This window comes from Telluria sp. ZB2R32, from assembly GCF_059685715.1.
In genome coordinates this window covers 21524-38647 of record NZ_JCASIG010000007.1, presented here as the reverse complement: position 1 = coordinate 38647, position 17124 = coordinate 21524, and the positions used below count along the sequence as shown (strand labels likewise).

The 17124-nt window shown below is 65.1% G+C and carries 18 protein-coding genes and 1 tRNA gene; 11 read left to right on the top strand and 8 right to left on the bottom strand.

Annotated elements, in window-relative coordinates; translation table 11 throughout:
* Positions 1-44 precede the first annotated feature (44 nt).
* Positions 45-407, bottom strand: a complete 363-nt coding sequence (locus AC56LG_RS19645) for a DUF3140 domain-containing protein (protein ID WP_497167755.1) — start codon at positions 405-407, stop codon at positions 45-47.
* A gap of 327 nt (positions 408-734) precedes the next feature.
* Here AC56LG_RS19645 and AC56LG_RS19640 point away from each other — a divergent pair, with 327 nt between their 5' ends.
* The 3 genes from AC56LG_RS19640 (at position 735) to AC56LG_RS19630 (ending at position 3630) form a co-directional block, all read left to right on the top strand.
* The gene (locus AC56LG_RS19640; protein WP_497167754.1) at positions 735-998 is read left to right on the top strand and encodes a hypothetical protein; all 264 of its coding nucleotides are present in this window, start codon (positions 735-737) and stop codon (positions 996-998) included.
* A complete protein-coding gene (locus AC56LG_RS19635; protein WP_497167753.1) occupies positions 995-2191 on the top strand; it encodes an NHL repeat-containing protein in 1197 nt (398 codons plus the stop codon). Before AC56LG_RS19640 ends, AC56LG_RS19635 begins: the two co-directional genes overlap by 4 nt.
* A gap of 86 nt (positions 2192-2277) precedes the next feature.
* Positions 2278-3630: a HupE/UreJ family protein gene (locus AC56LG_RS19630; protein WP_497167752.1), complete on the top strand. Its 1353-nt coding sequence runs from the start codon at positions 2278-2280 to the stop codon at positions 3628-3630.
* 279 nt (positions 3631-3909) lie between these two features.
* Here the strand turns inward: AC56LG_RS19630 and AC56LG_RS19625 are convergent, their stop codons facing one another.
* From AC56LG_RS19625 to AC56LG_RS19615, 3 genes are all read right to left on the bottom strand, one after another.
* Entirely contained in the window at positions 3910-5154 is a 1245-nt protein-coding gene (locus tag AC56LG_RS19625) for a DUF819 family protein (protein WP_497167751.1), read from the bottom strand.
* A gap of 153 nt (positions 5155-5307) precedes the next feature.
* Positions 5308-5383: transfer RNA gene (locus AC56LG_RS19620), tRNA-Phe, on the bottom strand.
* Positions 5384-5442: 59 nt separating this feature from the next.
* Positions 5443-6438, bottom strand: coding sequence for an AraC family transcriptional regulator (locus tag AC56LG_RS19615; protein ID WP_497167750.1), 996 nt, complete (start codon positions 6436-6438; stop codon positions 5443-5445).
* Between the two features lie 113 nt (positions 6439-6551).
* On the opposite strand from AC56LG_RS19615, the gene AC56LG_RS19610 reads away from it, so the two are divergent.
* On the top strand, positions 6552-7415 hold the full coding sequence (locus tag AC56LG_RS19610; protein WP_497167749.1) for a class I SAM-dependent methyltransferase: 864 nt from the start codon (positions 6552-6554) through the stop codon (positions 7413-7415).
* 96 nt (positions 7416-7511) lie between these two features.
* Here AC56LG_RS19610 and AC56LG_RS19605 read toward each other — a convergent pair whose 3' ends face one another.
* From AC56LG_RS19605 to uvsE, 4 genes are all read right to left on the bottom strand, one after another.
* A complete protein-coding gene (locus AC56LG_RS19605) occupies positions 7512-8996 on the bottom strand; it encodes a PA domain-containing protein (RefSeq protein ID WP_497167748.1) in 1485 nt (494 codons plus the stop codon).
* 2 nt (positions 8997-8998) lie between these two features.
* Positions 8999-9427, bottom strand: a complete 429-nt coding sequence (locus AC56LG_RS19600; protein WP_497167747.1) for a post-PEP-CTERM-1 domain-containing protein — start codon at positions 9425-9427, stop codon at positions 8999-9001.
* Between the two features lie 64 nt (positions 9428-9491).
* Complete coding sequence (locus AC56LG_RS19595) at positions 9492-10103, bottom strand: choice-of-anchor J domain-containing protein (RefSeq protein WP_497167746.1); 612 nt, start codon at positions 10101-10103, stop codon at positions 9492-9494.
* A 288-nt stretch (positions 10104-10391) separates the two neighbouring features.
* A complete protein-coding gene (gene uvsE, locus AC56LG_RS19590) occupies positions 10392-11303 on the bottom strand; it encodes a UV DNA damage repair endonuclease UvsE (RefSeq protein ID WP_497167745.1) in 912 nt (303 codons plus the stop codon).
* A 266-nt stretch (positions 11304-11569) separates the two neighbouring features.
* Here uvsE and AC56LG_RS19585 point away from each other — a divergent pair, with 266 nt between their 5' ends.
* The 7 genes from AC56LG_RS19585 to AC56LG_RS19555 all read left to right on the top strand — a co-directional run bounded on the left by AC56LG_RS19585 (position 11570) and on the right by AC56LG_RS19555 (position 17114).
* Positions 11570-12541, top strand: a complete 972-nt coding sequence (locus AC56LG_RS19585) for a MerR family transcriptional regulator (protein ID WP_497167744.1) — start codon at positions 11570-11572, stop codon at positions 12539-12541.
* 71 nt (positions 12542-12612) lie between these two features.
* The gene (locus tag AC56LG_RS19580; RefSeq protein WP_497167743.1) at positions 12613-12750 is read left to right on the top strand and encodes a hypothetical protein; all 138 of its coding nucleotides are present in this window, start codon (positions 12613-12615) and stop codon (positions 12748-12750) included.
* Positions 12737-14098, top strand: a complete 1362-nt coding sequence (locus AC56LG_RS19575; protein ID WP_497167742.1) for a hypothetical protein — start codon at positions 12737-12739, stop codon at positions 14096-14098. Before AC56LG_RS19580 ends, AC56LG_RS19575 begins: the two co-directional genes overlap by 14 nt.
* Positions 14099-14204: 106 nt before the next feature.
* Positions 14205-14741, top strand: a complete 537-nt coding sequence (locus AC56LG_RS19570; protein ID WP_497167741.1) for a DUF2058 domain-containing protein — start codon at positions 14205-14207, stop codon at positions 14739-14741.
* A gap of 70 nt (positions 14742-14811) precedes the next feature.
* Complete coding sequence (locus tag AC56LG_RS19565; protein WP_192051486.1) at positions 14812-15021, top strand: hypervirulence associated TUDOR domain-containing protein; 210 nt, start codon at positions 14812-14814, stop codon at positions 15019-15021.
* A gap of 67 nt (positions 15022-15088) precedes the next feature.
* Positions 15089-15757, top strand: coding sequence for a response regulator (locus tag AC56LG_RS19560; RefSeq protein WP_497167740.1), 669 nt, complete (start codon positions 15089-15091; stop codon positions 15755-15757).
* Positions 15744-17114 (top strand): ATP-binding protein, encoded by a 1371-nt coding sequence (locus tag AC56LG_RS19555; RefSeq protein ID WP_497167739.1) that lies wholly within the window; start codon positions 15744-15746, stop codon positions 17112-17114. Before AC56LG_RS19560 ends, AC56LG_RS19555 begins: the two co-directional genes overlap by 14 nt.
* Positions 17115-17124: the final 10 nt, after the last annotated feature.

Sequence of the window (17124 nt, the reverse complement as noted above, 5' to 3'; positions counted from 1 at the left end):
CCGCTGACGCGTGCGAAAAGGTGCGCAAGGCTTCGGCAGGAGGCTTACTTTTTCTCGGGATCGTGGCCCCAGTTCATCAGTGAATAGCGCCAATCGCTCGATGCCGGATCGCTCCTGGTAGGCCCCTGTGCCAGGTGTCGATGGATGTACCCGACCACCTTGCGCATGTGCGCGATGTCTGCCGCACTCAAGTCCTGAGCGGGCCGGTGCAACAGTTCGACGATGCGGCGTCCGGACTGGTGTCCGGTCGATTCGGCATTGCCGTGCTTCTGGCCGACACGCTTGGAATCGTCAGTGTCGAGCCACTTCTCCAGTTGGGCCGGCGTCATATTCACCGCCTCCTTGAACTCCGCGATTGTCTGACGTTGGGCTGCGTTCTCATCGTCGGTGCCTGCTTGTTTTGACATGCTTACTCCAATGGACATTCAGATTGGCATCGTTGTAGCACGAACGCTGTTTTTCCTGGCGCACCAGATTGTCTTAACAAACATCATGGTCGCTCAGGCGGCGACATTCCGACAATGGACCGGCCACGGACCGGCCGGTCCGCCGATCATCGGCCGCTTCCTTTCCCACACGGCGATGGCGATGCAGGGTACGGCCCTGACCAGGCCCGGCACGAGCACGATCGTGAGCAGGCGGGAGAATACAGCGCGAGGGCAGGGCTGGGCGACGAACGAACACCCAGGCGTGCGCCGCCGTCCCCGGCTGCCAGCCGCTTGTCGAGCCGCTTCATGAGCTCCTTTGCGCCAGGTGGTTCCCTGTTTGACCCAGTCGCTTTATTGAGCCAAATCGAATTCGCACATGTAATCAAAAGTATATTGGCTCGACAGGCTATGCGAAAACTCAGTGCCTTGCATCATTTCCTGCAAGATTTATGCATTTTTGCATTCCAGGCAATTCCGTTCTTCCCGCACCAGCCTGACGACTCGGTGAACATGCGCCGCGGTAAGCAAAAACCGACTTTGCAAAACCTACGCTACATGGAGGTAACATGAAAAGGCTTTTAGTGGGGTTGGCGGTAACGCTGTCAATGACCCTCGGTTCACAGGCGTTCGCGGTGGAATACGATGTTGCGAAAAAACAGTCCGACGGGACCGAGTTCAAGGTGGATCCGTACTGGCCCAAGGTATTGCCGAACAAATGGCTGCTTGGCCAGGTGGCCGGCGTGGCGGTCGACCGTCGCGACCACATCTGGATCATCCAGCGTCCAGGTTCGCTCACCGAGGATGAGGCCGGTGCGGCGCAGACCCCGCCGCGCTCCGACTGCTGCCGGCCGGCGCCGTCGGTCATGCGCTTCGACCGCGAAGGCAACCTGCTCGCCGCATGGGGCGGGCCGGCCGACCCGGGCTTCCTGACCACCCGCTGCACGCCGGCGATCGGCTGTGAATGGCCGACCAACGAGCATGGCATCTTCGTCGACCATAACGATAACGTGTGGATAGCCGGAAATGGCGCGGGTAACCACCAGGTGCTGAAGTTCAGCCGTGACGGCACCTTCCTGCTGCAGATCGGCAAGGCCGGCCTGACCGGCGGCAGCAATGCCACCACTGGCGGCCTGAACGGTACTCCCTTGCTGGGCCAACCGGCCGACATCGAGGTCGATCCGGTCACGAACGAAGCCTACATCGCTGACGGCTACCAGAACAAGCGCGTGCTGGTGGTCGACGCCACGACCGGCCGGTACAAGCGGCACTGGGGCGCCTACGGCAGTGTGCCGAACGACGTCGCACCTGGTCCGTACGACCCAAGCGCTGCGCCGGCCCGCCAGTTCCGCAATCCGGTGCACTGCGTACGGATCGCAAACGACGGCCTGGTGTATGTGTGCGACCGGGTCAACAACCGGATCCAGGTGTTCCAGAAAACCGGCACCTTCGTCAGGGAGTTCTTCGTTGAACGCGATACGCTGGGCAACGGCAGCACCTGGGACCTCGACCTGTCGGTCGATCCGCGCCAGCGTTATCTCTACAATGCTGACGGCGAGAACAACAGGGTCTGGATCCTCAACCGGCAGTCGGGCGCAGCAGTGAACACCTTCGGCCGTCATGGGCGTTATGCCGGCCAGTTCCACTGGATTCACAACCTCGCAAGAGACTCGAAAGGTAATATCTACACTGCGGAAGTTGATACCGGGAAGCGCGCGCAGAAATTCGTTCCTGCGCACGACCATCACGGTCGCGACCATAAGTGATCTGTATGTTCTATTCCTGCATGCCTCTTAGCTGCAGGGCAAAAAGGGCGCCGCGCGCGCCCTTTTTTGCCGCCTGGGCGGGGCCGATGTACCTGTGGCAGCGTTTGACCTTCATGGTTTTGGCGCTCGGCGCCCTGCTTTTTTGCTGCCCCACCGCACTTGCCCACGACATTCCGGACGAGATGCGGGCCCACACCTTCGTCAAGGCCGAAGGTAAGCGCTTGCATGTGCTGGTGCGCATGCCGCTCGCGCTATTGCTTAATATCGACCTTCCGAAAAAGGGGCCGGGCTATATCGACCTGGCGCAGGTCGAGCCGGGCCTCCAGCGCGCCATCGTCGCTGCCGGCAAAGGGTTCGAACTGACCGAGGACGGCCAGAGGCTCCCCATGGCGCGTGGCATTGCCCGCATTTCCATGCCGGACGACCGTTCGTTCGACAGTTTCGATGCCGCGCGTGCCCTGCTGACCGGTCCCAGGCTTCCGGTCGACAGCTACGTGTTCTGGAACCAGGGTTATTTCGACGCCTGGCTCGAATACCCTATCAAGTCGGCCAAGTCCAGTTTCGCGCTTGACTTCAAAGTGGCGCCAGGGCTGAAGGACCGGCTCAAGTTCGACCTGCGCTACGTTGCGGACGACGGCACGGTGCGTGCGTACGACCTGCATGCCGGCGCCGGCATGACCGCGCTCGATCCGAACTGGCACCAGGCGGCGTGGACTTTTGTCAAGTCCGGTTTCGAGCACATTCTGGACGGCGCCGACCACCTGCTGTTTTTGCTGTGCCTGATCCTGCCCTTCCGCAGGCTCGACTGGAAACTGGCCGGCGTCATCACCGCCTTCACTGTCGGCCATTCGCTCACCCTGATTGCCGCCGCCTACCAGATGGTACCGATCGGTACATGGTTCCCGCTGTTGATCGAATTCCTGATCGCAGCGTCGATCCTGTACATGGTGGTGGAAAATGTCCTCACGCCGAACCTCAGGCGGCGCTGGCTGTTCAGCGGACTGTTCGGGCTGGTGCATGGCTTCGGCTTCTCGTTCCTGCTGCAGTCGAAGTTGCAGTTTGCCGGCTCCCACCTGCTGGTATCGCTGCTGGCGTTTAACGTCGGCATCGAACTGGGCCAACTGCTGGTGCTGGTCATTGCCATGCCGCTGATCGTGCTGTTGTACCGCTGGCGCCCTGACAGGGAGCACGCCATTACCGCGATTATCTGTTTGCTGATCGGACACACGACCTGGCACTGGATGGGTGAACGCTACACCGCACTGCGCGAAGCTGACTGGCAGCCGGGCAGCGACATGCTGACCCAGCCGCCCTTCCTGATCGCGCTGGCGGTTGCCCTGCTGCTGGCCGCCGGATGGACGATGCGGCGGCGGCGCCTGCGCAAGCAAGCGATTGAACGCATGGGCTACGCCACCAAGCCGTCCACCACGACAGTGTAGGGAAGGCGCCTTGTTTGCCAGACACAAGGATTGCGGAATCCACAAACAAAAACGCCCACTTGCATGAGTGGGCGTTGCGTGAACAATGTTCTTGGTGGCCCGGGGCGGAATCGAACCACCGAGACAAGGATTTTCAACACGCTGCTCCAGCTGCCTGCGCTGACCAGGGCATATACAGGCCAACGTCCTTGCATTGCCGTCGTCATGCATCATTCGTGTCCACTCATCGGCCACATCATGGCAAGGGGGCGAGCGGGCTGCAGCACGCGACGGTCGATCCTAGCCTGCGGCGATCGCGCGCAAAGTAATGCCGGTGATATAGGCGCCGTACGTGCCCAGCGCATAGCCCAGCACGGCGAGCAACACCCCGACCGGCGCCAGCGCAGGGTGGAAGGCGCTGGCCACCACGGGCGCCGATGCGGCGGCGCCGATGTTCGCCTGCGAGCCGACCGCCATCATGAACAGCGGCGCGCGGATCAGCTTGGCCATCAGGATCATCAAGCTGCCATGGAAAGCGATCCAGATCAGGCCCAGCAGGAACAGCCACGGGCGGTCGAGCAGAGCGCTCAGGTCCATCTGCATGCCGATCGTCGCCACCAGCACGTACAGCATCGCGCTCCCGATGCGCGAGGCGCCGGCGCCTTCATAGGTGCGTGCCTTCGTGAAGCTGAGCAGCAGGCCGATGGTAGTGGCGATCACGACTATCCAGAAAAAGCCGGAATTCAGGCTGTAGTCCTGCAGGCGCCACTCAGCCGGTAGGGTATTGACCCACGCCACCAGCAATTGCGACAGGAAATGCGCCAGCCCGGTCGCGCCCAGGCCGAAGGCCAGGATCACCATGAAGTCAGTCAGGGTCGGGATGCGCGCGTGCTGCGCCTGGTATTGCTCGATGCTGTCGCGCAGGCGGTTCAGGGCCGTCAGGTCGGCGCCGGTCCAACGGTCGAACACCTGGGCGCGGCTGGCGAGGAACAGCAGCACCGCCATCCAGATGTTGCCGATCAGCACATCGACAGCGACGAACTGGCCGAACATGGTCGCGTCGACGTCGAATACTTCGCGCATGGCAGCCTGGTTGGCGCCGCCGCCGATCCAGGATCCGGCTACCGTGGTCATGCCGCGCCAGGTGTCGCCGGCGACCGTCTCGGGATGAATGACGCGCATCGCTTCGAACGCTACCAGGGCACCGAGCATGACCCCGGCGGTGCCGGTCAGGAACATGATGATCGCTTTCGGGCCGAGCCGGACGATAGCCTTGAAATCGATTGCCACGCACAGCAGAACCAACGAGCTGGGCAGGAGGTAGTCGCGCGCCACCGGATACAGCTTCGAGGCCGCGCCGTCGATCACGCCCAGCGTATTGAGCAGCGAAGGGAGCAGGTAGCACAGCAGCAGGGCCGGCACGTAGCTATAGAACTTCTTCCAGAACCCGTCCTCGCGTGAGGCGGTCCAGAGTACGCCGCCGAGGATGGCGGCCAGCATGCCGAGGACGACGGCGTCGTTGGTGATCATGGGGACAGGCGGCATGCGGACTCCAGGTTACGCGTCGGAACGGTGCCGGCTTACAGCTCGGCAATCGAGAAGCCGCGAGTATGGCCGGGCTCATCCACAGCGTCAATGCGGGCCGCAAAAACAAAACGCCACCCGAAGGTGGCGCGTTTTGCCGTACTGCCGAATTCCTGGTGGCCCGGGGCGGAATCGAACCACCGACACAAGGATTTTCAATCCTCTGCTCTACCAACTGAGCTACCAGGCCAAGGCGGCGAATTTTAGCATAAACTCGCTGCTCGTCCATAGTTTCTTGCATTAAAAACTTCAACCGGCGTGCTGCATGCGCCGCCAGCGCGCCGGCGAGGTGCCGGTTTCGCGTTTGAAGGCGCGCGCAAAGGCGGCTTCGGATTCGTAGCCGACCTCCAGTGCGACCGCGGCCACCGGGGCGCGCCCGCCACGCAGCAGGCCGGCCGCCGCTTCCATGCGCCAGCGCGCCAGGTATTGCATTGGCGGCTGGCCCAAGAGGCGCAGGAAGCGGGCGCAGAAGACCGAGCGCGACAGGCTGGCCGCGCGCGCCAGGTCGTCGATGGTCCAGGGACGGGCCGGGGCGCGGTGGATCAGGGCCAGGGCGCGGCCGATCTGGTGGTCGCGCAGGCCGGCCAGCCAGCCGGTGCTGCCCGCCGGCAGGCATTCCAGGTAGCGCCGCAGGGCATCGATGAACATGGTTTCGCTGGCGCGTTCGAGCAGGGCGGCGGCGCCCGGCTGGCCGCGGTTGGCGCGCAGGGCCAACTGGCCCAGTTCGCTGTGCGCGGTCACGCCCTTCGCGGCCGGCAGGTGCAGCAGGCGCGGCAGCGAGTCGAGCAGGGGATTGAAGGGGTGGCGGTCGCAAGAGAGGAAGCCGCAGACCAGCACCGTGTCGCCCGCCGCCGCGGCTTCGCCCCAGGAAAATTCGTACTGCGAATGAAACACGACAGGGATCGGTTTCGGTGCGTCGCGCGTGGCCGCCACCCAGGCCGGGTCGATGCGCGCCGGCTGGCGTGCCGGGTCGTTCGAAAGCACGTGGCCGTCGCCGTGCGGCAGGATGACGACATCGCCGGCACGCATGCGCACCGGCTTCAGGCCCGCCACGCAGGCCCAGCCGTCGCCCTTGGTCAGCACGTGGTATTCCATGACATGCTCGGCGTCGGGGAACAGCAGGCAGCCGAGTTCGCGCATCGGCGGCGCCTCGACCGACCAGATGCTGGGAAAGCTGATCTGGTAGAAGACGGCGCCGCGCAGGCGCACCGAACGCAGCACGTCGGAGAGGGTGTCGGTTTGCATGGCGTGTCAGGATGCACGGGCAAAGCGCGCCGACGCCCGGTCAAGCGGGCGTTTGCCGCGCACACCATACTCAAAATCTTCGCAACGCGGTTTTGAGATGGAAGGATGACACCATGGACAAGACAACGCAATCGACCCCGGGCGTAGCCTCCGGACGCGGTGCAGCGCAGCCGGACTATGCCGCCATCAAGGCGCGCCAGCAGGCGGCCTGGGCCAGCGGCGACTTCGCCATCATCGGCGTGACCTTGCAGATCGTCGGCGAGACGCTGGCCGAGGCCGCCGACATCCGCGCCGGCGAGTCCGTCATCGACGTTGCCGCCGGCAACGGCAACGCCTCGCTGGCGGCGGCGCACCGGATGGCGCGCGTCACCTCGACCGATTACGTGCCGGCCCTGCTCGAGAAGGGCCGGGCGCGCGCCGCCGCCGAGGAGCTCGACATCGCATTCCAGGTGGCCGATGCCGAGAACCTGCCGTTCGGGGACGGCAGCTTCGACGTCGCGCTGTCGACCTTCGGCGTGATGTTCGCACCCGACCACCGGCGCAGCGCGGGCGAATTGCTGCGCGTGGTGCGCGCGGGCGGCCGCATTGGCCTGGCCAGCTGGACGCCCGACAGTTTCGTCGGCCAACTGTTCAAACTGGTGGGCAAGGCGGTGCCGCCGCCGGCGGGCGTGATGTCGCCGCTGCTGTGGGGCAGCGAGGCGTACCTGGGCGAACTGTTCGGGGAAGCGTCCGCCGACATCCGCACGGCACGCCGCAGTTTCACCTTCCGCTACGCGTCGGCCGCACACTGGCTGCAGGTGTTCCGCGACTATTACGGTCCCGTAAACAAGGCCTTCGGCGCGCTCGACAGCGATGGCCAGGCGGACCTGGAGCGGGAGATCCTGGCGCTGCTCGAACGCACCAATACGGATGGCAGCGCATCGATGGTGGTGCCGTCGGAATACCTGGAGGCGGTAATCGTCAAGCGCAGCGCCTGAGCGGGTGCGCCAAGGCGGCACATTAAAAGAAAACCGGGCGGAGACTCGCGTCGTCCGCCCGGTTTGCGCTACTGCTCAGCTGTTACGCTGCTCGAATTACCAGCCCAGATCCTTCAGCAGTGGCAGCGTCAGGTCTTTCGGCGGCGTCACTTGCAGGGTCAGGTCGGCGCTGATGTTCGGTTCCATCAGCTGGTTCGGGAAGGCCGAGACGTCCCAGTGCGAGACCGACGAGCCGCCGATCAGCGGGTTCGGCGTGTACAGCAGCGGACGGCCAGCCAGGTCGGCGCCGGCCTTGCGGGTCGGGTCGACGGCCAGCGAGGCGATCACGGTGCCAGGGGCGCTGCGCGTACCGTATTTCACGGCATTGGCGACGGCCGCCTTCAGGGCTGCGCCATCCTGCATGGTCACGCCGACCGATGGGATGCGCACGGCTGGATCGGCGCCGCCCGGGGTGAAGGTGCCGGCCACGTTGTTGACCAGGATGGCGCCGACTGCACCGGCGTCCTGCGCATTGATCACCTTGACGGTGAAGTTGCAACCGCCGCGGTCGATGATCGCCACCTTGCCGCGCACGGCCGCTGCGTTGGCCGCGTTAAACGGCGAGCAGGCATTGCCGAGTTCACCAGCCTGGGTCGCCACGGTGGCCAGCGCGCCGAGCTTGCCGGGGACCGGGGTCGGGCCGAACGGCGAAGCGCTGTACAGCGCGTCTGGCAGGGTGCCTGCCGGGCTGCTTGCTTTCACGATCGGCAGCGGGGCCAGGGTGATGGCAGCGCCGGTGACGGCGTTCGGGCCGGTCCAGGCCAGTTGCAGCGGGTTGATGGCCGACAGGCGGCGCTCGTTCGAGGTCATGTTCAGCCAGCTCTTCTGGGCCGTGTTGTCGTACATGAACTCTTCCCACACGCTCGGCAGGCCGCCGTTGGCGACGTAGGCGGTGCCGGCGGCGTTGATGCGGTAGCCGTTCGAGGTGTTCACGCTGACCACCGAGAAGCCCAGGCCGTGGCCCAGTTCGTGCAGCAGGGTGGCGGCGAAGTTCACCTGGGTGCCGGCATTGCCGTCCAGGCCCAGGTAGAACGGGCTGCCTTCGAGGCAGCCTGGCTGGCCGAGGCGGGCATTGAACTGGGTCTTGATGTCGACGTTATCGTAGCCGGTGGTGTCGGGCTGGCCCGCGCTCAGGTTGGTGCCGGCGAGCTTGTTGGCCAGCGCTTGCGGATACCAGGTGCCTGGTTTGCCGCCCGGGAAGTCGTGCCAGATGTTCCAGGCCGAGGCGCTGCCCAGGGTAGCCGAGGTTGCCGTGCAGGTCAGGTTTTCCCACGCGGCCGAGACGACGATCTCGACGTTGCTCGTCAGGTTCTGTTCCCAGATGTCGGCGACGGCGCGATAGACGTTGAAGCGCTGCTGGCCGAGCGTCGTGCCCATATTGCCGCCGACCGGGGCGACAGGGGTCGGATCGTTGAAACCGACGCCGGCCGCGTCGCGGCTCTGGATGCGGATGGTGGCGGCTTCTGCGGCCAGGCAGGACAGGGCGCAGGCGGCGGCGATCAGCGAGCGCACGGCGTTACGCGAAAATTGATTGGTGCGCATGTTTACTCCGTTTCAACCTTGTTGGTGTGGACGTGACCGACGGTGGCAGCGGACTTGGCCGCGTCGTGCGAGTCGAAGCATTGCATTTCGATGCTGCCGTCGGCTTTGCGGACGGCAACGGACGAGGTCACGAACTCGTCGGTCAGGCGGGCGCCGCGAGCGCCGCTGACGTGGAATTTCTGCAGTGGCGTTTGCGGTGCGATGCGCGCCGAACGCAGCTGGTTCGCTGCCTGCGCGCGCAGTGCCGTCGCTTCGGCGGCGGTGGCGTTGCGCAGCTTGCCGGTGTCGGCGTCGCGCACGACGGTCAGCGATTCGTTCGACTGGAGCGGCGCTTCCTGGGCGACGGCGGACTGGCTGACGAGGCCCAGCAGGGCCAGGGTGATGCCGGCGGCGCACAGCAGGCGCTGGCCGGACTGATATTTCTGGGACATGACTATCTCCTGGTATTGAGGTATGCGAAGCGCGTTGCGCTTCGGCTTGGTAGAACCGTATCGATCAGCCGCGCTTGCGGCGGCGCGACATCGCCAGGCCCATCACGCCGGCGAACAGGATGGCCATGGTGGTTGGCTCGGGAACATCGGCGGCAGTCGGGATGGCATCGATGCTCAGGGTGTCGATGCCGACATAGTTGGCGAGATCGGCGCTGCCGGTGTATTGCAGGGCGAAGCGGGCGTTGCCGCCGGCAGCGACGTCGAAGGCATAGCGCATCCAGCCGTCGGTGCCGATGGTCACTGGAGTCGACATCGAGAACGCACTCAGGTCGCTGCTGCCGTTGCTGAATCCGAACGAGAGCTGGTCGCTGAAACCGGCGTCGGCGCCGGCGCGCAGCCAGAACGAGACGGTCGCGCCGGTCGCACCGGTCGAAAACTCCGGCGTGATCAGCCAGTTGTTGATGATGCCGCCAGGCGCGGCGTTGTTGTAGTTGGCGGCAGCATAGCTGCCGGCTTCGCCGCTATGGGCAGGGAAGATGCTTTCGACGCCCTGGAACCAGCCGGTGCTGCCGACCGGATTGCTGGTATTGCTCAGAACCCAACCCTGGGAGGACAGGTTGGCGACGTTGTCGAACCCTTCGGACAGCAGGGATGCAGCCTGGGCCGACAGTGCCATGCCGGAAAATGCTAATGCAACAAGTGCTTTCTTCATCATCTGATCCACCTCCATAGTTTTAGACGTTGGGACAGCGCTGAATTTCGAGTTATGCGTTTTGCGCTGCCTCAGTGTTTCGCGGCAATACTGCTAACCGACGCAGCACAGTATGCATTTACTGTGCCAAGAAACTATGTCGTTGATTTCCAAGAAGAATATTTATCAGACGAAAATTTTTGTGAGAAATTGTAAGAATATCCGACAAAGCGGCGACATCCAGTTACATGTTGCACTAATTTGGTGCAAATATCACAACTTTGCGTTACTTTCTATTCGTTCAGGCAATGATTTCAGCCAGGGCTGCAACCCATCGATTGCCTCTTCCTTCGACTTCGCTTCGATTTCGATCCAGGGGGCTGTGGCGTAACAGCCGGGCATGGTATCGATCAGGTCGGCATGCTGGCGGTCATTGAAACCGCTGCGTCCGTTCGAGATATGGACCAGCTGGTGCGCCGGATCGGCCCAGGTGGCGCGTGCTTTCAGCAGCATTTCTTCCACGCTCGGATGGTCGTAGCTGGGCAGGTCTTCGTGCACGATGTGGTGGTGGGCATCGAACACCATCGGCACGCCACTCCTCAGGCAGATTTCGTGAATTTCGGCGGCGCTGTACGCATATTCGTCGTTCTCCAGGCCGAGCCGGCAGCGGATCGCATCGGGCAGGGTGGCGATGCACTTCACTAGTGCATCGGCCCGGTTGGCCTTGCCGCCGTGGATCTCGAGCAAGGCCCAGGGCGAGCGCGGCTGGGCCAGCAAATCCATGATGTCGGCGTGCATTTGCAGGATTTTGATGCTGTTGGCGACCACGTCGGGCGAATCGGAACTGAGCACGACGAACTGGTCCGGGTGCATCACCAGGCGGATGCCGGCTTCGAGCGCCCGTTTGCCGGTGCGCGCCAGGCTGGTGGCCAGCGTCTGCAGGATCGACAGCCCTTCGGGCGTATCGGCAAACGGAAAGATCGAGGAGGGCAGGCGGTACAGCGAGATGCCGTGCTGCGCGCAATAGCGCATGGCGGCATCGAGCGTCTGCAGGTTGTCCCGATAAATGTCTTCCAGAATCTTGTTCTGGGCATCAGGCGATTGCGCATGCAGGCGCGTGCGCGTAACGGTGCGGTAGCGGATGTCTTTTGAAACGGTAATGCAGACCAGACCCAGATGCGGCATGCGAACCTCGCGTAATCAGTGAACAAGAAGTGAAGAAAAGTATATGCCCAAGGCATAGATGCCCGGATTCAGTTGGCGTATGGAATTAGCAGCATTAGAAAGCGAAACGCCACCACCCGGCAGCGCGGGTGGTGGCGTTCCTGGTGCCGCTGTCGCGTTTGCCCACGCCATGCGCAACCTCCAGCAATGTAAGACGCGTTATCGGGATTGTCCAATGCGTGGCGCGTATAATCGGAAATCAATGGGACAACCTCGGGACATCAGCCATGACTTCTCCGCAAAAAAAAGAACAGGACCGCATCATGTACCGCAGCGGCGCCGCCGCCCGGCTCGCTGGCCTGCCGGTGGAAACCCTGCGCATCTGGGAGCGCCGCTACCGCCTGTCGGACGCCGAGCGCTCCGAACACGGCCAGCGCCTGTACTCGGCCGAACAGGTGGCACGGCTGAGCCTATTGAAACAGCTGGTCGACCAGGGCCATGCCATCGGCGTGCTGGCCGGCCTGGCGCGCGAACAGTTGCAGGCGATGCTCGCGGCCGGCGCCGGCGATCCGCGCGCCTCCGCGGCGCCGGTGCGCATCGTGCTGGTCGGGCCGAGCCTGGCGCGGCGCGTGGCGGCCGAACGCCAGGGACTCGGTCTGGAAGTGCGCGCCAGCTGCCTGCGGCTCGATCAGGTGGCCGAGCTGGCCACGCCCCATGACGCGCAGGTGCTGGTGGTCGAACTGTCCGAACTCGACGACAGCGCCTTGCCGCTGCTGGCGGCGGCGCGCGAGACGGTGGGCGCGGTGGGTGTCGCAGCCACTGTGGTGCTGTACCGCTTCTGCGCCAGCGCCACCATCCGCGCGCTGCGCGCCCAGGGTTGCCTGGTCGCGCGCGTGCCGGCCGACCTCGGGGAACTGGCGCTGCTGTGCCGCTCGGCGCTGGCCGGACAGCGCCTGCAGGTGCAGGGCACGGAGGCGCCCGCGGTGACGCCGCCCCGCTTCGACGACGAAGCGCTCGCCACCATCTCGGCCGCGGGCGACCGCGTCAGCTGCGATTGCCCGCGCCACCTGACCGAACTGCTGCTCATGCTCGGCAGCTTCGAGCGCTACAGCGCCCAGTGCGCCAACCGCAATCCGGAAGACGAACTGCTGCATACCCGGCTCGAACTGGCGGCCGGCCAGGCGCGCATGGTGCTCGAAGGCGCCCTGACCGACCTGGCGGTAGCGGACGGCTTGCCGCTGCCGCCGCCGCGCGACTGAGAATGCAACGTTTGCCAGGCCCGTGCCCCATGGCCGTTCCGTAAGCCACGCACTCGCGCTATGATGAACTCATGGACATCATTCGACGGCTGATCGCCTCGCTCGCGCTCAAGAAAGACATGCAGGCCAAGGGCCGCTCAGCCGTGCCATCCGAGGTGTCGCCCGATGCCGACAGCCGCGCAGCATGGCAGGGACATGCTGCCCGATGACCCGATGCAGCCCTGGCGCAATTACGCCATCGGCGCAATCGCGCGCGCGACAACGCTCGACCAGCTGGGGCTCCTCGTCGTCGACCGTGACGGTTATATTCGCGAAGCCGCGCTCGATGCTTGCGCGCGCCATGCGCTGCCCGGCGTGCTGCCGCTCCTGGTCGGGCGCCTGAACGACTGGGTGCCGCAGGTGCGCGCCGCGGCGCAGCGTGCGCTCGCGGCGATAATCCCGCTTGCATCCCCATCCGAACTCCTCGCAACGCTGCCGGAGGTCTACCAACTGGCGCTGGCGTCGCGGGCGCAGCACGCGCACTGGATCGCCAGTTTCGAGGGGATCGTGCTCGCGCGTGTCGACCCGGCCGATCTGTTGCAGGCGGTTCGCCAAGGCGAGGCCAAGGTCGCACGCGCGGCCTTTCGCTTGTTGGCCGGCAGCGGCACGTCCACTCCCGCCGCGCTGTTCGAAGCGGTGCTCGAGGCCCGGCCCGACATCGTCCTCGCCACCCAGGCCTTCGATCACGTCGACGCCGCCGGCGTCGTGCTCGACGAAGCGCTGCTGGTGCGCGCGCTGGGCATGCGGGTGCCGGCGCTGCGCGCCCGTGCCTTGCAGGCGCTGATCGCGCGCGGCCGCACCGACCATGTTCAGCAGGCGCTGTTTGCATCTCACGCGCGGGTGCGCGCGGTTGCCGTGGCTTGGCTCGGCACGCAAGGCACCGACGTCGGCCGCATGTATCTGGAAAAACTGCGCACGCCAGGCGCACCGGCGGCGCTCGTCGCACTGTGCCTGGCCGGGCTGGGGCTGCTGCGCAGTCACGGTTGCCTGGACGAGGCGCTGGTCTGGCTCGACGATGGCCATGTGTCGATACGGGCAGCGGCGGCAACGGCGTGGTTCCAGCTGGCGCCGGATGCGAAGGACGCGATCGCGGCGCGTATGCTCGACGATCCGTCGCCGCGCCTGCGCAAGTTCGCCCTGGAACTCGTGCGCAAGCATGGCGCGTATGTGCCCTTTGCGCATGCGCGCACGGTATTGTTGCGGCATGGGGACGACAAGCGCTTGCTGGCATTTGCCGCGCTCGACCCCTGGAACTGGCTGGAAACGATCCTGTCGCTTGCCGCCGATTTGCAGGCCGATCCGCAGGCCGATCCGGCGCGCCGCCAGCGCTTGCAATCCGAACTCTGGGCCTGGTTAGGGCGCAGCGGCCGCGTCTACAGCGCACCGGACGCGGCACAGCGCAGCCGTCTTGCCACGCTGCTGCATGGCGAAGCATTCCAGGAGCTGGCTGCACGGCAGTACTGGGGTACCTCGCCAATACAGGCGATGCTGGAACAATTCGGTTTTAAGCTCTGCTAGGGCTGCGCCGGGCCGCCGAAGTTTTTTGCCGGCGCGGGCTTGTTTGCTATGCTAACGGCTATCCGCACCGGACGCCCGGTGCTTTTATATATATGGAGCGCCAACAATGGCATCGTTGCAGGACCAATTCCTCAAAGCCGGCCTGGTCAATAAAAACAAGGCAAAACAGGTTCAGCAGGACAAGAGCAAGCAAAAGAAGATCGAACGCCGCACCGGCACCGAATCGGTGGACGAGGCCAAGCTCGCCGCCGCCGAACTGCAGCGCAAGAACGCCGAGCGCGCGCGCGAACTGAACGCCCAGCGCGACGCCGCCGCCCAGCAAAAGGCGATCATGGCCCAGATCGTGCAACTGGTGCAGAAGAACCGCCAGAGCAAGGGCAACGGCGACGTCGCCTACAACTTCACCCATGGCACCAAGATCGAACGCATCCACGTCTCGAATGCGGTGCAGGAACACCTGATGGCCGGTCGCCTCGTTATCGTGCGCCTGGGCGATACGACCGAACTGGTACCGCGCGTCATCGCCGACAAGATCGCCGAACGCGATGCCTCGCTGGTGGTGCGCGTAAAGAAAGCCGAGACTGCGGTCGAGGAAGACGATCCGTATGCAGCCTTCAAGATTCCGGACGACCTGATGTGGTAAGCGCCGGCAGCGCGCCGCGCTGTCGGGTATCCGTGGTCAAATGAGGCTCCGCTAACTTTTCGGAGCCATCATGACGGACACATTCAAGGCCGGCGACAAGGTGCAATGGCATTCGCCGCAAGGCACCGTGCACGGCACGGTCAAGAAGAAACTCACCGCGCCCACCGAGATCAAGGGCCACCACGTCGCCGCATCGAAAGACAATCCGGAATACCTGGTCGTCAGCGACAAGACCGGGGCAGAAGCGGCGCACAAGGGCAGCGCGCTGAAGAAGGCATAAATCTTAAGATGCGCTTCATCTTGCCGGCCCATGCTGGCGGCTTCTGACCGCCACATACAACATCCTCATGCGCATCCTGCTGGTCGAAGACGACACCTCCCTCGGCGACACCATCCACGCCTGGCTGCGCCTGGACGGCCACGCGGTCGACTGGGTGCGCCGCGGCGATTCGGCGCAAACTGCCCTGGCGACTCACCATTACGATTGCGTGCTGCTCGACCGCGGCTTGCCCGGCCTGTCCGGCGACGCATTACTGGCCGCCCTGCGCACGGCCGGCAACACGGTGCCGGTGATCCTGATCACTGCCTTCAATGCGCTGGCCGACCGCGTCGAAGGGCTCGACCTGGGTGCCGACGATTACCTGGTCAAACCATTCGAACTCGAAGAGATGTCAGCGCGCATCCGTGCCGCCGTGCGCCGCGGCGCCAGCCAGGCCAGCAATGCGCTGACGCACGCCGGCATCGCGCTCGACCTCGAGACGCGCCAGGCCAGCCTGCACGGCGAACCGGTGGCACTCACCAGCCGCGAATACCACGTGCTGTACGCGCTCTTGCTGCGCAAGAACGGCATCGTCACCCGCGCCCAGATCGAGGAAAGTTTATATGGCTGGGGCGACGAGGTCGAAAGCAATGCCATCGAAGTCTATATCCACAATCTGCGCAAGAAATTCGGCAGCGACAGCATCGTCACCGTGCGCGGGCTCGGCTATCGCTTGAAACAAGATGACGCAGGCTGACGCGGCGCGTCCCTGGTCGCTGCGGCGGCGCCTGCTCGCCGCCATCCTCGCCGCCAGTACCGTGCTGTGGCTGGGCAGCCTGGGCACGTTGACCGTAATCGCCTGGCAGGAAACCGGCGAGGTGTTCGACGATGCGCTCGAAGAGTCGGCGTACATGCTGATGGCGGCCACCACCGACCTCGACGCGCGCGGCCTGCTGGCGCCCTTGCCGACCGAGCGCGGAGAGCACGTGCGCAAGGTCGACATGCAATACCAAGTGGTCGCCGCCGGCCGCGTGCTCCAGCGCAGCGCGGGCGCGCCATCGTCTCCGTTCGTCGGCAGCTTTGACGACGACAGCGGCTTCACCGATCTCGACGTCGACGGCGACCGCTGGCGCGTCTTCGTCGTGCGCGACGAGGCGCGCCGCTTCGAGGTGCAGGTCGGCCAGCAAGCCGACAAGCGCTTCGATATCCTGGAAGAGCTGGCCGACATATTGTGGCTGCCGGCGCTCGGTTTTCTCGCGCTGCTGGCGCTGGTCTGCTGGTGGCTGATCGGGCGGGTGCTGACACCGCTGCGCCGCACCGCCGCCGCCATCGGCGCCAAGACCCCGGATGACCTGGCGCAGGTGGCGACCGCCGGCCAGCCGCGCGAACTGCTGCCCATCGTCGGCGCCCTCAACGATGTCTTCGTGCGCCTCGACACCGCCTTGCAGGCCGAGCGCCGCTTTACCGCCGACGCCGCCCACGAACTGCGCACGCCACTGGCCGGGCTGCACATGCACGTGCAGCTGCTGCAGCGCCAGCATCCGGCCCTGGCCACTTCCTTCCAGAAGCTGCGCCAGGACATCGCGCGCCTGACGGCGCTGGTCGACAGCCTCCTGACGCTGGCGCGCCTCGATCCGCTGGCGCGCACGCAACTGGGCCGGCAGGCGGTGGCGCTGCCGCCGCTATTCGAACAGTTGCAGGGTGAGTACGCCGCCGAGGCGGCGCAACGCGGCATCGCGCTGTCGCTGCGCTGCGCGCTCGACGCGGTCGTGGCCGACCCGCACATGCTCGGCATCGTGCTGCGCAACCTGCTCGGCAACGCGCTGCGCTATTGCCCCGCCGGCAGCCGGGTCGAGATCGTCGCCGAGCGTCATGCCGGCCGCGACCGGATCGCCGTGCGCGACGACGGCCCCGGCGTCGACGCCGCCAGCCGCCGGCGCCTGACCGAACGTTTCTTCCGGGTGCTGGGGCAGGAAGAGGGCGGCAGTGGACTCGGTTTGTCGATCGTCCAGCGCATCGCCGACCTGCACGGCATCGCCCTCGGCTTCGGCCCCGGCCTGGACGGGCGCGGGCTGGGGGTGACGCTCGACTGGCCGCTGGCGGGTGCTTCTTAAGATCGCATTA

Bases quoted from the DNA above. Each gene is read 5' to 3' on its own strand.
- AC56LG_RS19595 (WP_497167746.1), bottom strand. From the start codon at position 10,103: ATGGCACTGTCGGCCCAGGCTGCATCCCTGCTGTCCGAAGGGTTCGAC.
- AC56LG_RS19605 (WP_497167748.1), bottom strand. From the start codon at position 8,996: ATGCGCACCAATCAATTTTCGCGTAACGCCGTGCGCTCGCTGATCGCC.
- AC56LG_RS19560 (WP_497167740.1), top strand. From the start codon at position 15,089: ATGCGCATCCTGCTGGTCGAAGACGACACCTCCCTCGGCGACACCATC.
- AC56LG_RS19580 (WP_497167743.1), top strand. From the start codon at position 12,613: ATGGACATCATTCGACGGCTGATCGCCTCGCTCGCGCTCAAGAAAGAC.
- AC56LG_RS19600 (WP_497167747.1), bottom strand. From the start codon at position 9,427: ATGTCCCAGAAATATCAGTCCGGCCAGCGCCTGCTGTGCGCCGCCGGC.
- AC56LG_RS19575 (WP_497167742.1), top strand. From the start codon at position 12,737: ATGCTGCCCGATGACCCGATGCAGCCCTGGCGCAATTACGCCATCGGC.
- AC56LG_RS19555 (WP_497167739.1), top strand. From the start codon at position 15,744: ATGACGCAGGCTGACGCGGCGCGTCCCTGGTCGCTGCGGCGGCGCCTG.
- AC56LG_RS19635 (WP_497167753.1), top strand. From the start codon at position 995: ATGAAAAGGCTTTTAGTGGGGTTGGCGGTAACGCTGTCAATGACCCTC.
- AC56LG_RS19645 (WP_497167755.1), bottom strand. From the start codon at position 407: ATGTCAAAACAAGCAGGCACCGACGATGAGAACGCAGCCCAACGTCAG.
- AC56LG_RS19630 (WP_497167752.1), top strand. From the start codon at position 2,278: ATGTACCTGTGGCAGCGTTTGACCTTCATGGTTTTGGCGCTCGGCGCC.
- AC56LG_RS19640 (WP_497167754.1), top strand. From the start codon at position 735: ATGAGCTCCTTTGCGCCAGGTGGTTCCCTGTTTGACCCAGTCGCTTTA.
- AC56LG_RS19610 (WP_497167749.1), top strand. From the start codon at position 6,552: ATGGACAAGACAACGCAATCGACCCCGGGCGTAGCCTCCGGACGCGGT.
- AC56LG_RS19585 (WP_497167744.1), top strand. From the start codon at position 11,570: ATGACTTCTCCGCAAAAAAAAGAACAGGACCGCATCATGTACCGCAGC.
- uvsE (WP_497167745.1), bottom strand. From the start codon at position 11,303: ATGCCGCATCTGGGTCTGGTCTGCATTACCGTTTCAAAAGACATCCGC.
- AC56LG_RS19625 (WP_497167751.1), bottom strand. From the start codon at position 5,154: ATGCCGCCTGTCCCCATGATCACCAACGACGCCGTCGTCCTCGGCATG.
- AC56LG_RS19570 (WP_497167741.1), top strand. From the start codon at position 14,205: ATGGCATCGTTGCAGGACCAATTCCTCAAAGCCGGCCTGGTCAATAAA.
- AC56LG_RS19615 (WP_497167750.1), bottom strand. From the start codon at position 6,438: ATGCAAACCGACACCCTCTCCGACGTGCTGCGTTCGGTGCGCCTGCGC.
- AC56LG_RS19565 (WP_192051486.1), top strand. From the start codon at position 14,812: ATGACGGACACATTCAAGGCCGGCGACAAGGTGCAATGGCATTCGCCG.